This window comes from Spirillospora albida (genome assembly GCF_000718255.1).
Taxonomy (GTDB): domain Bacteria; phylum Actinomycetota; class Actinomycetes; order Streptosporangiales; family Streptosporangiaceae; genus Spirillospora; species Spirillospora albida.
On sequence record NZ_JOFJ01000009.1, the window covers coordinates 1 to 14,083 of the forward strand.

General features: G+C 75.0%; 11 protein-coding genes. 10 read left to right on the forward strand and 1 reads right to left on the reverse strand.

Annotated elements, in window-relative coordinates; genetic code table 11:
• The 7 genes from IE99_RS0113735 to IE99_RS0113765 form a co-directional block, all read left to right on the forward strand.
• Positions 1 to 2,767, forward strand: a 2,767-nt coding sequence (locus IE99_RS0113735; RefSeq protein WP_211258809.1) for an SDR family NAD(P)-dependent oxidoreductase, incomplete at its 5' end; no start/stop codon positions are given.
• On the forward strand, positions 2,764 to 4,221 hold the full coding sequence (locus IE99_RS0113740; RefSeq protein ID WP_051712488.1) for an FAD-dependent oxidoreductase: 1,458 nt from the start codon (positions 2,764 to 2,766) through the stop codon (positions 4,219 to 4,221). The genes IE99_RS0113735 and IE99_RS0113740, both read left to right, overlap by 4 nt.
• Complete coding sequence (locus tag IE99_RS0113745; protein WP_030169365.1) at positions 4,222 to 5,772, forward strand: acyl-CoA carboxylase subunit beta; 1,551 nt, start codon at positions 4,222 to 4,224, stop codon at positions 5,770 to 5,772.
• 17 nt (positions 5,773 to 5,789) lie between these two features.
• The gene (locus IE99_RS0113750; protein ID WP_169744425.1) at positions 5,790 to 5,999 is read left to right on the forward strand and encodes an acyl-CoA carboxylase epsilon subunit; all 210 of its coding nucleotides are present in this window, start codon (positions 5,790 to 5,792) and stop codon (positions 5,997 to 5,999) included.
• Between the two features lie 160 nt (positions 6,000 to 6,159).
• On the forward strand, positions 6,160 to 7,863 hold the full coding sequence (locus IE99_RS0113755) for an acyl-CoA dehydrogenase family protein (RefSeq protein WP_051712489.1): 1,704 nt from the start codon (positions 6,160 to 6,162) through the stop codon (positions 7,861 to 7,863).
• Positions 7,860 to 9,146 carry a cytochrome P450 gene (locus IE99_RS0113760; protein WP_030169374.1) on the forward strand — a complete coding sequence of 429 codons (1,287 nt, stop codon included), beginning with the start codon at positions 7,860 to 7,862 and terminating at the stop codon, positions 9,144 to 9,146. Before IE99_RS0113755 ends, IE99_RS0113760 begins: the two co-directional genes overlap by 4 nt.
• 27 nt (positions 9,147 to 9,173) lie before the next feature.
• On the forward strand, positions 9,174 to 10,415 hold the full coding sequence (locus IE99_RS0113765) for a cytochrome P450 (protein ID WP_037559374.1): 1,242 nt from the start codon (positions 9,174 to 9,176) through the stop codon (positions 10,413 to 10,415).
• Positions 10,416 to 10,504: 89 nt separating this feature from the next.
• Here the strand turns inward: IE99_RS0113765 and IE99_RS0113770 are convergent, their stop codons facing one another.
• Positions 10,505 to 10,885, reverse strand: coding sequence for a winged helix-turn-helix transcriptional regulator (locus IE99_RS0113770; protein ID WP_245623194.1), 381 nt, complete (start codon positions 10,883 to 10,885; stop codon positions 10,505 to 10,507).
• A gap of 156 nt (positions 10,886 to 11,041) precedes the next feature.
• Here IE99_RS0113770 and IE99_RS0113775 point away from each other — a divergent pair, with 156 nt between their 5' ends.
• The 3 genes from IE99_RS0113775 (at position 11,042) to IE99_RS0113785 (ending at position 13,900) form a co-directional block, all read left to right on the forward strand.
• Positions 11,042 to 12,628 carry an MFS transporter gene (locus IE99_RS0113775; protein ID WP_030169380.1) on the forward strand — a complete coding sequence of 529 codons (1,587 nt, stop codon included), beginning with the start codon at positions 11,042 to 11,044 and terminating at the stop codon, positions 12,626 to 12,628.
• A gap of 60 nt (positions 12,629 to 12,688) precedes the next feature.
• Positions 12,689 to 13,450, forward strand: a complete 762-nt coding sequence (locus IE99_RS0113780; RefSeq protein ID WP_030169382.1) for an SDR family NAD(P)-dependent oxidoreductase — start codon at positions 12,689 to 12,691, stop codon at positions 13,448 to 13,450.
• Between the two features lie 144 nt (positions 13,451 to 13,594).
• Positions 13,595 to 13,900, forward strand: coding sequence for an antibiotic biosynthesis monooxygenase family protein (locus IE99_RS0113785; RefSeq protein WP_030169385.1), 306 nt, complete (start codon positions 13,595 to 13,597; stop codon positions 13,898 to 13,900).
• Positions 13,901 to 14,083 lie beyond the last annotated feature (183 nt).

Genomic DNA, 14,083 nt, shown 5'->3' on the forward strand with positions numbered 1-14,083 from the left:
GGAGCGTCTGCTGGGTGATGGGTTCGGTGTGTTGGTGGAGCCGAGCGCGCATCCGGTGCTGGTGATGAATGTGGAGGAGATCGCCGACCGGGCGGGCGCGGAGGTGGTGGTCTCCGGGTCGCTGCGCCGTGACGAGGGCGGCCTGGACCGGCTCCTCACCTCCGCCGCGACACTCTGGACGCAGGGCGTCGCGATCGACTGGACCGCCGTCCTCGGCGACGGCCCCACCGTCTCCCTGCCCACCTACCCCTTCCAGCATGAGCGGTACTGGGTGCGGACGCGACCGTCCGCCGCCGCCCGGCCCGCGTCATGGCGGTACCGGATCGACTGGCGGCCCGTCCCCGTAACGACCGCGCGCCTCACCGGCGTCTGGGCGCTCGTCGCCGACGCCGCGCACCCCGGCGACGACGTCGCCGCCGCCCTCGCCGCCGCCGGAGCCGAGGTCCGCCGGGCCGGCCCCGACTCGGAGATCCTCACCGGAACCGGCCTCGCCGGGATCGTGTCCGTGCTGCCGCCCGCCGACCCCGGGCTCGGCGCGACCCTGCGGGTGCTGCGCGCCGTGGCCGGCGCCGGGACCGAGACGCCGCTGTGGTCGGTCACCCGCGGCGCGGTCCGCACGGGCCCCGGTGACCCGGCGCCCGACCCCCGGCAGGCCCGGCACTGGGGGCTCGGCCAGGTCGCCGCGCTCGAGCACGCCTGGTGGGGCGGGCTCGTCGACCTGCCCGCCGACGCCGGACCCGAAGTCCTCGCGCAGCTGCCCGCCGTCCTCGCCGGAACCGGCGAGGACCAGCTCGCCCTCCGGCCGCCGGGACCGCTGGCCCGCCGCCTCGTCCGCGCCCCGCTCCCGGCCGGTGAACCCGGCCGCGCCTGGCGGCCCACCGGGACCGTCCTCGTCACCGGCGGGCTGCGCGGCCCCGGCGCGGAGGTCGCCCGCGACCTCGCCGCGCACGGCGCCGACCATCTGCTCCTGCTCACCGACCCGGCGGACGGCGCCACCGAACCGCCCGCCGACCTCGCCGCCGACCTCGCCGGGCACGGCACCCGCGTCACCGTGACCGCCTGCGACGCCGCCGACCGGGACGCGCTCGCCGCCGTGCTCGCCGCGGTCCCCGCCGACGCGCCGCTCACCGCCGTCGTGCACACCGCCGAACTGCTGGAGGAGGGGCCGCTCACCACGCTGCCGGAGGAGACGGTCGCCGCCGTCCTGCGGGCCAAGGCCGACGCGGCCCGCAATCTGGACGAGCTCACGGAGGACGCCGGGCTCACCGCGTTCGTCCTGTTCTCCTCGTTCACCGCGACGTTCGGTGGCGGCGTCGGCGTCGGCGCCTACGCCGCCGCCGCGGCCGACCTCGACGCGCTCGCCGCCGCGCGCCGCGCCCGCGGCCTGCCCGCCACCTGCCTCGCCTGGGGCGGCTGGGCCGATCCCCGCGCCGCCGGCGACGCCGCCGCGTTCGAGCGGGACCGCGCCCGCCGTCTCGTCGAACGCGGCCTGCCCGGCCTCGACCCCGCCCTCGCCCTCATCGCGCTGCACCAGGCCCTCGACCACGACGAGACGTCCGTGACGCTCGTCGAGGTGGACTGGCCGCGGTTCGCCGCGCGCCTCACCGCCGTCCGGCCGAGCCCCCTGCTCGCGGAGATCGCCGAGGCCCGCCCGGCCGAGCCGGACCCGCTCGCCCGCACGGCGGGGCTCGCCGCGCGGCCCGGACGCGCGGAACTCCGCGCCCTCGTCCGCACCCAGATCGCCGCCGTCCTCGGCCACGCGTCCGGCGACGCCGTCGACCCGGCGCGCGGCCTGCTGGAGATCGGCATGGACTCGCTGACGATGCTCGAGCTGCGCAACCGGCTCCGCGCCGCGACCGGGCTCCGCGTTCCCGCCGACCTCGTCGTCTCCGGCGGCACCCCCGACCGCATCGCCGCCGCGCTCCACGCCATGCTCGGCGGCGGCCCGGGCGAGGACGCGGCGGACGGGCTCGCCGCCCTCTTCCACGACGCCGCGCGGACCGGGCGGCTGCCCGGCTTCACCCGCCTGCTCGCCGACCTCGCGGCGTTCCGCCCCGTGTTCACGGCGGCCGAGGCCGTCCCCGCCGCCGTCGAACCGCTGGCGGCCGGCGGCCCCGGCCCGGCGCTCGTCCTCGTCCCGTCCGTCCTCGCGACCTCCGGGCCGCACCAGTTCGCGCGGATCGCCGCCGCGCTGCGCGGCCCGGACGCCCCGGGCGCGGACGGGATCGGTCCGGTCGGCGCCGTCGCGCTGCCCGGTCACGGCACCGGCGACCCCCTTCCCGCCGATCTCGACGCGCTGCTCGCCGCCGTGACCGCCGGTGTCCGCGCCGCCGCCGGAACCGGCCCCTACGTCCTCGGCGGCTACTCCTCCGGCGGGCTCATCGCCCGCATCGCCGCCGCGCGGCTCGCGGCCGAGGGCGCGGCGCCCGCCGCGGTCGCCACCATCGAGACCGCCCCCTACGACGACGCCTTCCTCGACACCGCCGGCCCCGGCCTGCTCGCCGCCATGGCCGACCGCGCGGACGGCGTCCTGCCGCTCACCGACGACCGCCTCACCGCCATGGGCGCCTACCTGCGGCTCCTCAGCGGCCACCCCGCCGATCCGGGCCCCGCCCCGCTGCTGGAGATCCGGGCGGGGGGCGCCCCCGGCGGCGGCGTCTCGGCACCCGGCGACCACTTCGGCGTCATCGACGAGGACGCCGCCACCACCGCGCGGGCGCTCGCCGCGCTCCTGCGCACCGGCACCACCGAAGGAGACCGCCGATGACCGAACGAACGTCCGTGGTGATCGTCGGCGCGGGGACCTGCGGCCTCGCCGCCGCCTGCGAACTGCGCCGCGCCGGCGTCGACGTCCGGCTGCTCGAACGCGACGACGCCCCCGGCACCGGATCCCGCGCCACCCTGCTCTGGCCGCTCGGCCTGGCCGTGCTGCGCGGCCTCGACGTCATCCACGAGGCCCGCCGGCGCGGCCTGCCGCTGGACGCGCTGCACTACCACCTCGCGGACGGACGCACCCTGCGGACCACGGTCGGCGCCGAGAACGAGGCGCTCGTCCTCGCCCAGCACGCCACCAACGCGATCCTGGAGGAGGCACTGACCGCGGCCGGCGGCCGGGTCGAGCGGTCGTCGCACGTCAGCGGCATCACTCCCGGCGCGGACGGGGTGACCGTCAAGGTCGACCGGCCCGGCGGCACCGAGCTGATCGAGGCCGACTGGCTCATCGCCGCCGACGGCGTCGGCAGCACCGTCCGCCGCCTGCTCGGCATCGACTTCCCCGGCACGTCCCTGCCGACCCGCTACCTCGCCGTCGAGGGCGCCATCGACGGCGACCTCCCCGCCGGTGCCGTCCACTACTTCCTGCGGCCCGCAGGCCCCATGGTCGTCGCCCCGCTGCGCGGCGGCACCGTCCGCATGGGCGCGCCCGTCCCCGACGGCACCGAGCTCACGGAGGCCACCGTGCAGCGCGTCCTCACCGAGCGCGGCGGCGACGGGCTGGTCCTGCGCCGCCTCGACGACATCACCACCTTCGCCAGCCAGGAACGCGTCGCCGCCGCCCTGCGGCAGGGCCGGTGCTTCCTCGTCGGGGACGCCGCGCACACCCACTCGCCCATCGGCGGGCAGGGCCTCAACCTCGGCCTCCAGGACGTCCACAACCTCACCTGGAAGCTCGCCGGCGTCATCCGCGGCGCCTTCGCCGAGACGCTCCTCGACAGCTATGAACCGGAACGCCGGCAGGCCGCGCGGCAGACCGTGCAGAACACCCACCGGTTCGCGCGGATGTTCACGCTCGGGCCGCGCCGCGCCCGCGTCCGCAACGCCGCCTGGCGCGGCCTGGACGCGGCCGGGGTCCTGCGCCGCCACTTCGTCCCGCTGCTCGCCGGCCGCCGCGTCACCTACCCGGACGTACTGCCCGGCGCGCCCGCCCGTCCCGTCCGCGGCCTCCCCGCACCCGGGGAACGGCTCCCCGGGAACCCGCCGCCCGGGGCCCGGCGCGACGTGCTGCGGCTGCTGACGCTCGGCGACCCCGGACTGGAACGCGCGGGGGCCGCCCTCGCCGCCCGCCACCCCGGCCGGCTCGCGCACGAGCACCGGCCCGGCGGGCGCGGGTTCGTGCTCGTCCGGCCGGACGGGTTCGTCGCCCGCTCCGGCCGCACCGTCCAGGACCTCGACCTCACCGCGACACTGCCGGCGGGCCTGGCGCCCGCGCCGGAGGGAGACTGAATGACGATCATGGACGGCGTGACCGAGCTGGCCGCCCGCAAGCGCGCCGTGCGCGCGGGCGCCACTCCGGACGCCACCCGCCGCCAGCACGACAAGGGGAAGCTGACCGCCTACGAGCGCATCGAGGTGCTGTGCGACCCCGGCAGCTTCCACGAGATCGAGCCGCTGCGGCGGCACCGCGCCACCGGGTTCGGCATGGAGGCGCGGCGCCCGGACGGCGACGGCGTCGTCACCGGCTGGGGCACCGTCCACGGCCGCCGCGTCTTCGTCTACGCGCACGACTTCCGGTCGTTCGGCGGCTCGCTCGGCGAGGCGCACGCCGCCAAGATCCACAAGCTGATGGACCTCGCGGCGGCGGCCGGCGCCCCGCTGGTCAGCCTCAACGACGGCGCCGGCGCCCGCATCCAGGAGGGCGTCAGCGCGCTCGCCGGATACGGCGGCATCTTCGTCCGCAACACCCGCAACTCCGGCGTCATCCCGCAGATCAGCGTCATGCTCGGCCCCTGCGCGGGCGGCGCCGCCTACTCGCCCGCCCTCACCGACTTCGTGTTCATGGTGCGCGGCGTGGCGCAGATGTTCGTCACCGGCCCGTCCGTCGTCCGCGCCGTCACCGGCGCCGAGGTCACCCACGAGTCGCTCGGCGGCGCGGACGTCCACGCCACCGCCTCGGGCGTCGCCGCGTTCGTCCACGACGACGAGGAGAGCTGCCTCGCCGACGTGCGCCACCTGCTGTCCCTGCTGCCCGCCAACAACCGGGAGACGCCGCCGCGCGTCCCCTCCGGGGACCCGCCCGGCCGGCGCACGGACCGGATGCTCGACCTCGTCCCGGCCGACCCGTCCCGCCCCTACGACGTCTGCGACGTGATCGCCGAACTCGTCGACGACGCCGAGTTCCTGCCGGTGCACGAGAACTGGGCGCCGAACGTGGTGTGCGCCCTCGCCCGGCTGGACGGGCACTCCGTCGGGATCGTCGCCAACCAGCCCGCCGTGATGGCTGGCGGCCTCGACATCCACGCCGCCGAGAAGGCCGCCGGATTCGTGCAGATCTGCGACTCGTTCAACATCCCGATCGTCACGCTGGTGGACGTGCCCGGATTCCTGCCCGGCCTCGACCAGGAGCACGGCGGAATCATCCGGCACGGCGCCAAACTGCTGTACGCGTACTGCGACGCGACGGTCCCGCGCGTCCAGCTCATCCTGCGGAAGGCGTACGGCGGCGCCTACATCGTCATGGACTCCCGTTCCGTGGGCGCCGACCTCTCGTTCGCGTGGCCCCGCAACGAGATCGCGGTGATGGGCGCGGAGGGCGCCGCCGAGGTCATCTTCCGGCGCGACATCGAGGCCGCGGACGACCCCGAGCAGGTCCGGGCGCAGAAGATCAAGGAGTACCGGGCGGCGCTCGTCCACCCGTTCCACGCCGCCGAACGCGGCCTCGTGGACGACGTCATCGACCCGCGCGAGACCCGGTCCACGCTCATCGCCGCGCTGGAGATGCTGCGGACCAAGCACGCCGAACCGCCGTCGCGCAAGCACGGCAACCCCCCGATGTGACGGCCGGGAAGGCCGCCGTGGGGAGTGAGGCGGCGCGGTGCGGTGACAGGGTCTTCCGGATCGTCCGCGGCCGCGCCGACGACATCGAGTACGCCGCCGTGGTCGCCGTGCTGCTCGCGGTGTCCCGGCGCGCGGCGGCCGGTCCGGCCGGCCCCGCCATGACCCGCGCGGGCTGGGACCGGAACCGGCGCGGTCCGTTCCTGCCCGCCGGGTCATGGCGGTCCTGACGAGGCGGATGCCCCCGGCGAATGGCGCGAAATGGCCGCCGACCATTTTTTGATAGGGGTCGGTTCGGGGCGGTCTGGGGTTGTGGGTAGGGGCGTCAGGTCCGTAGCGTCCACGGTAATCGGCTTTTCTGGATGCCACTCCGAGAAAGTGCTGAATTCTATGGCGCAAGGCGCAGAGACGTTTCTTTCCATCCTCGAGTCGGGGCGGCTCGGCCCCGGATCACTCCAGCCGTTCCCGAGCCCCGGGCGGGCCGCCGAGCCGGACCTGGCCGCCGAGATGACGGCGCTCGCACGCGAGCGGATCGACCCCGACGAGCTGGACCGCACCGGTGCCTTCCCGCCCGGCCTCCTCGACACGATGCGCGACCGCGGCTATTTCCGGCTGCGTCTTCCCGCGCCCGCCGGGCACGGCCTTTCCGACTACGCCGCCTTTCACGCGATCAGTGAGGTGTCCGCGTGGTCACCGGCCACCGGGCAGTTCCTGGCCATTCAGAACGCGGTCGGTGCCGCGGCCCTGCTCGCGGCGCTGCCGCCCGGCCCGCTGCACGACCACGTCGCCGCCCGCGTCCGGGCCGGCACGGTCTCCGCGTTCGCCGGAACCGAGGAGGCCGGCGCCAACAACGCCTGGCCGCGGACCACGGCGACCCCCACCCCCGACGGAGAGCACTACGTCCTGTCGGGCACGAAGCTCTACACGGGGAGCGGCTCCTTCGCCGACCTCCTCGCCCTGACCGTCACGATCGCCGGAGCCGGCGGCGACCGCCGGGTCGGCGTCGCCTTCGTGGACACGGACGCGCCCGGCCTCCAGGTCACGGCGCAGCACGAGTTCCTCGGTCAGCGCGGCCTCGGCAACGCCCGGCTGCGGCTGGACGGCGTCCGCGTCCCCCGCGACCACGTCCTCGCCGGGGAGCCCGGCGCGTCGTCGTTCCCGGCCGCGGTCATCCCCGTCGCCCTGCTGAGCGCCCTGTACTTCAACGCGGCGCCCGCCCTCGGCCTCGCCCGCGCCTGCCTGCGGCTCGTCCACGCGTTCGTTCCCGGCCGCACCGTGAACGACCGCCCCCTCGGGGACTACGACGCCGTCCAGCGGATCACCGCCGACCTGCTCGCCGACGTGTACGCCATGGAGAGCCTGACGCGCTGGTGCCTGCTCGGCCCCGGCGCGTCCGCCCGCACGCTGGAACGCGTCGTCGCGAAGAACGTCTGCACGCGCGCGGCCTGGCGCGTCGCCGACGACACCGTGTCGCTGCTCGGCGCGCGCGGCCTGGAGACCGCCGCGTCCCAGGCGCGGCGCGGCGCCCTGCCCGTCCTGCCCGCCGAACGGCTGCTCCGCGACGCGCGCGGAATGCGGGTCTCCGGCAACGTCGACTTCATCCTGGACGTGAACGCCGGCCGCCTCATCATGTCCCGCTTCCTCACCGACGGCGCCGCCCCGGTGGAGGCGGGCCCCGCCGGGGACGCCCTCGCCGACGACGTGCGGCGCTTCACCGCGACCTGCGCCGACCTCGCCGCCCGCCACCCCGACCCCGCCGACCTGATGGAACGCCAGGGGACGCTCGGGGCGCTCGGCCGCATCGCGGCCGAACTGCTCACCGCGGCCGTCGTCCGCGCCCGCGCCACCGCCGAGCACTCCGGCGGCGAGCTCGCGGCCCTGTACGGCGCCGCCGCCCGCGCCCGGCTCGCCGCGCTGTGGACGCGCCTGGACACCGTCACCGGCGACGCCGCGTCCGGCCGCGCGGCCCACGACCACACCGCCCACGACCACACCGCCCCCGACCTCGCGGCGCCCGATCACGTCAAGGTCAGCCGCCGCTGGCTCGACGGCGCCGCCGACCCGTTCACCGACCCCGGAGGGGACCGTCCGTGACCGCCACCTCACCGGCCCCGTCCTGGCCGGCCGCCCTCGACGGCTTCGACCTGACCGACCACGACGCGTTCGCCCGCAGCCCCGGCGGCATCCCCTACGACGTCTTCGCCCGGCTCCGCCGGGAGGCGCCCGTCCTGTACCACCCGCCCGGCCGCACCGGCGGAGACGAGGGCTTCTGGGTGCTCACCCGGCACGCCGACATCGCGACGGCGGCCGCCGACCCCGCCACCTTCTCCGCGCGCGGCGGCGGTGGCCGCGCCGCGGGCGGCTCCCACCTGGAGGACCTCCCGTTCGGGATGCTCGCCGGCGTGATCATGGCGATGATGGACGAGCCGCGGCACCACCTGCTCGCGGACCTGATCGGCCCCGCCGTGACGGACGCCGCCGCGGCGGCGCTGGAGGACGAGCTGCGCGCCGCCGCAGCCGCCCTCGTCGACCGGGCCGTCGCCGCCGGGCGCTGCGACCTCGCCACCGACATCTGCGAGCCGTTCGCCTACCTCGCCATCGCGATCCTGCTCGGCGTCCCGCCCGAGGACCGGCCGCGCGTCGCCGGGTGGGCGCACGAGTCCACCGGCTTCCACCGCCGCCGCACCGGGGTCGCCGACGACGTCTCCCGCGCCACGTTCGCCGCCACCCAGAAGTACGTGGCGGACCTGCTGGCGCGCAAGCGCGCCGAACCCGGCCCCGACCTCGCCACGATCCTCGCCACCGGGGAGATCGCCGCCCACCGCGACGAGCCCCCGCTGACCGCCGCCGAACGGGAGCAGAACCTGCTGCTCCTGCTGCTCACCGGCGGCGAGCAGCCCCGCAACACCCTCGCGAGCGGCGTCCTCGTGCTCGCGGAGCACCCCGAGCACTGGGACGCGCTGCGCGCCGACCGGTCCGCGCTGCCCACGGGGATCGAGGAGATGCTCCGCTGGGCACCGCCCAATCCTTACAACCGCCGCACCGCCACCCGCGACGTCGAGATCGGCGAAGCCCGGATCTCCGCCGGGGACAAGGTCACGCTCTGGTGGCCGTCCGCCAACCGCGACGAGGACGTCTTCACCGACCCCGGCGTCTTCGACCCCCACCGCGCCCCGAACCCCCACATGACGTTCGGGCACGGCAACCACTACTGCCTGGGCGACCGCGTGGCCCGCCGCCAGTTCGCGGTCCTGCTCGACGTGCTGCTGGACCGCGTCGGGGACCTGCGTCCGGCGGGCCCCGTCGCCTACCAGCCGAGCAACAAGCACACCATCGTCCTCGACATGCCGGTCGAGCTGCGGCCGGCACGCTCGTAGACGCGTCCGCGACAGGAGCCAGCACCCATGACCGAGGCCGTTTCCTTCGATCCCGCCGTGATCGCGCAGATGCTGCCGTTCAACCCGTTCGACCCGGCGTTCCACGCCGACCCCTATCCGGTGTTCGCCGCGATCCGCCGAGAGCACGGCGAGGCGTTCCGCACGCCCGCCGGCATCCCCATCGTGCTGAGCCACGCGGGCGTCACCTCGGTCCTGTCCGACCCGGCGTTCGGCTGGGGCGACGGCCCGATGGTGGAGAGCCAGAAACTGTCGATCTACGGGGAGCCGCCCGTCCGCTTCCTCGCGATGCAGGACCCGCCCGACCACACGCGGCTGCGCGGCCTCGTGTCGAAGGCGTTCACCCCGCGCACCGTCGCCCGGCTGCGGCCCGTCGCCGAGCAGATCACCGACCGGCTGCTGCGCTCGGCCCGCGCCGCGTCCGACGACGGCGAGATCGACCTCATGAACCAGGTGCTGCGGCCCCTCGGCGGCCTCGTCCTCACCGAGATGATGGGCATCCCCGAGGAGTACCACGAGCAGGCGTTCGCCCACTCCATGGACAGCGCCCGCGGGCTGGACCCCGATTTCACCCTCACCCCCGAGCAGGCGAGCCGCCGCGACGAGGCCCGCCTGTGGTTCGCCGACCTCACCCGCGAACTCGCCGACCGCCGCCGCGCCGAGCCCGCCGACGACCTCATCAGCGAGCTGGTCACCGCGGAGGAGGACGGCACCGGCCTCACCGAGGTCGAGCTCGGCATCATCTGCGTCAACCTGCTGGCCGCCGGGTTCGGAGCCACGGCCGCGCAGATGGGCAACTCGGCGCTGGCCCTGCTGCGCCATCCGGACCAGCTCGCCTGGCTGCGCGAGCACCCGGACCGGATCGCCGGCGCGACGGAGGAGCTGCTCCGCTTCGACGGGCCGCTGTTCCTGCTCACCCGTGCAGCGCTGGAGCCCGCCCGCGTCGCCGGGCTCGACCTGGCGCCGGACGAGCAGGTGTTCCTCGTCATGGGCGCGGCCAGTCACGACCCGGCCGTCTACGAGGACCCGGACCGGCTCGACCTGTCCCGGACGCCCCACCGGGTGCTCGGTTACGGCCACGGCATCCACTTCTGCGTCGCCGCGCCCGTGGCGCGCATGACCACGCAGGTGGCGCTCGCCGCGCTGGCACGTCAGGACATCGAACTCGCCGTCGAGGAGCCCGCCTTCAACGGCGCCCTGGTGATCCGGGCGCTCGCCGAACTCCCGGTGCGGCTCGGCCCGATCCGGTGACACCGTCCGGGGATCACCGCCGGACGGCGGCCCGCCGGAGCCGTCCGCCGGGCCGCCGCGGAGAGGGCGGCCCGGCGGACGGACGGCCGTCAGTTGGCGGCGACCTTCTCCTGCCGGTCGTCGTAGGCCCGCTGCGCGTCGGCGATGGCGTCCTGGTGCCGCACGGCCCACGCGGCGAGCTGCTCGAACGCTCCCCGCAGCTCGCGGGCCATCTCGGTGGCGGTGTACTCCACCCGCGGCGGCACCGTCGGGTACACGGTCCGGACGAGCAGCCCGTCGCGTTCGAGCTGCCGCAGGGTGAGCGTCAGCATCCTGCGGCTGATGCCCTCGATGCCCCGCTCCAGCTCGGTGAACCGGATCGGGCCCTTCGACACCGCCAGCAGGATGATCTGCACCGACCACTTGCCGGCGACCCGGTCGAAGATCTCCCGGATCGGGCACGCGATCGGGTGCACATCCTCGGGGGACACACGCTGGTTCCTCTGTGACACGAAAGTTCCTCCTTCCGTTCCCTCTGACTGTGACAGAGCATTGCCTCTGGAGCAAGGAGTGGCTCAAGGCCACGATCAGTTACAGGGGCCATGGTCTGTGCCGGTGCCCCGCTCCCACCACCACGAGAGGATCTGATGGACACGACAACGACCGGCGCCGTGCCCCAAGCCGGTCGGCGGGAGTGGACGGGGCTCGCGGTCCTCGCCCTGCCCACGCTGCTGACCTCGCTGGACACGAGCGTGCTCTTCCTCGCGCTCCCGCACATCAGCGCCGACCTCGACCCGAGCAGCACCCAGCAGCTCTGGATCCTCGACATCTACGCGCTGATGATCGCCGGCTTCCTCATCACCATGGGCACCCTCGGAGACCGCATCGGCCGCCGCCGCCTGCTGCTCATCGGCGCGGCCACGTTCGGCATCGCCTCGGTGCTGGCGGCCTACTCCACCAGCGCCGAGATGCTCATCGTCACCCGCGCGCTGCTGGGCATCGCCGGCGCGACGCTGATGCCGTCCACGCTCGCCCTCATCAGCAACATGTTCCAGGACCCCAAGCAGCGGTCGGTGGCCATCGCGGCCTGGCTGAGCTGCTTCATGCTCGGCATCGCGATCGGCCCGCTCGCCGGCGGCCTGCTCCTGGACAACTTCTGGTGGGGCTCGGTCTTCCTGCTCGGCGTGCCGGTGATGATCCTGCTCATCGCCGCCGGGCCGTTCCTGCTGCCCGAGTACCGCAACCCCGACGCGGGCAGGCTCGACCCCCTCAGCGTCGCCCTCTCGCTTGCCGCCGTCATGCCGATCGTCTACGGCATCAAGGAGTTCGCCAAGGACGGGATCGGCGCCGAGCCCGTCGCGGCGACCGCCGCCGGCGTCGTGTTCCTCGTGCTGTTCATCCTGCGGCAGAGCCGACTGGCCGACCCGCTCATGGACCTCGCGCTGTTCCGCGACCGGACGTTCGGGACGTCGCTCGGCATCATGCTGTTCGGTTCGGCGATCATGGGCGGCGTCACGCTGTTCATCAGCCAGTACCTCCAGCTCGTCGAGGGCCTGTCGCCCATCCGCTCCGGCGTGTGGCTGCTGCCCGCCGCCGTCGCGCTCATGTTCAGCGCGATGGCCTCACCCGGGCTGATCCAGCGGGTCCGGCCCGGTGACGTGATGGCCGCCGGCCTGGCGGTCGCCGTCATCGGCGGCGTCCTGCTCACGCGGGTCGAGACCGGTGCCGGGCTGACCCTGCTGATCACCGGGTTCGCCGTCGTCTACTTCGGCATCGGCCCGATGGCCGCGCTCACCACCGACCTCGTCGTCGGCGCCGCGCCGCCGGAGAAGGCCGGATCGGCGTCGGCGATGTCGGAGACCGCCACCCAGCTCGGCGTCGCGCTCGGCGTGGCGATCCTCGGCAGCGTCAACACCGCGCTGTACCGGGACGAGGTGAAGGGCGAGCTGCCGTCCGGGCTGCCGGCGGACGCCTCGGAGCTGGCGCACGACTCCCTCGCCGGCGCCGTCACCGTCGCGGGCACGCTGCCCGCCGACACCGCCCGCGCGGTCCTCGTGCCCGCCCGGGAGGCGTTCACCACCGGTCTGAACGGCGTCGGCGCCGTCATCGCCGGGACCGCCGCCGTGCTGGCGCTCGCCGCGGCCGCGCTGCTGCGCCGCGTCCCGCCGGCCGGCACCGCCCCCGCCGACGCCCCGGCCGCCGCCACCGCCCACGACGAGGTGCCGGCCCGCTGACCCGAGCCGCTCGCGAGCTCGGAGACCACGCCTGAGAGCACGGCAGGACGGAGAGACAGGATGGACATCACCGATCGGGTCGTACTCGTCACCGGCGGGGCCTCCGGGCTCGGCGCGGCCACCGCGACCGCGCTGGCCGGCGCGGGAGCCCGCGTGGTCATCGTGGACCTGCCCGACTCGTCGGGGGCACTGGCCGCCAAGCGGCTGGGGGAGCGGGCGCGGTTCGTCCCCGCCGACGTCACCGACGAGGCGGCGGTCGCCGAGGCCGTCGCGGCGGCGGCGGAGTTCGGGGACCTGCGCGCGGCGGTCAACTGCGCGGGCATCGCCCTCGCCCGGCGCACCACCGGACGCGGCGGGCCGCATCCCCTGGCGGACTTCCGCCGGATCATCGACGTCAACCTCGTCGGCACCTTCAACGTGCTGCGGCTCGTCGCCGCGCACCTGGAGACGCTCGACCCGCTCGGCGAGGAGCGCGGCGTGATCGTCAACACCGCCTCGGTGGCGGCGTTCGACGGGCAGATCGGGCAGGCCGCCTACGCCGCGTCCAAGGGCGGCGTCGCGGCCATGACGCTGCCCGTGGCGCGCGATCTGGCCGCCCGCGCCGTCCGGGTGGTCACCCTCGCGCCGGGCGTGTTCGACACCCCGATGGTCGGCGGGCTCCCCGAGGCCGCCGTGACCTCGCTGGCCGCGCAATTCCAGCACCCCGCGCGGATGGGCGAACCGGCCGAGTTCGCGGCCCTCGTCGAAAGTGTTCTGCGCAACCCCATGCTGAACGGAACGGTGGTCCGGCTGGACGGCGGACTTCGCCCCGGACCCCGCTGAAGCGGGCGGAACACGACCCCGATGCCCGGATCCGGCCACCCGATAGGGGGGGATAGGGGTTTCAGCTCCACCGGCCCGGAATTAACGTGAAAACGTGGTGTGACCGAGACTTATGTCTTGAGTCATGCCCTGGAAGGGAGACCAATGATCATCGAACATGCTCTGCTGTCCATCGTCCCGGATCGCTCCACCGCCTTCGAGGAAGCGTTCAAGAAGTGCGAGCCGGTGCTCGCCGAGGCGGCGGGCTTCATGTTCGTGGACCTGCTCCGCCAGTTCGACAAGGCCGGCTCCTACCTGCTCATCCTCGCCTGGGCGAGCAGCGAGGCCGCGACGGGATTCCGGACGTCCCCGCAGTTCAAGACCTGGATGGACCAGGTCGGACCGCACTTCGCCGGGCCGGTGTCGGCCGACTACTTCGAGGTGCTGTCGCACTACCCGCCCGAGGGCTGACCCGGACGCCCCGCCCACCACCCACCCGCACTCTTCCCCGCGCCGCCGGGGGAGAGTGCGTGTTCTTTCCAGCCACCGGTTCATTCGAGGTTAACCAGAACTTAACATTTGTATTGATGCAGGTCCGGCGGGTCGAACCCATGGCCTCCGCCATTATTACCCGGCCATGTCACGCCCGGATCG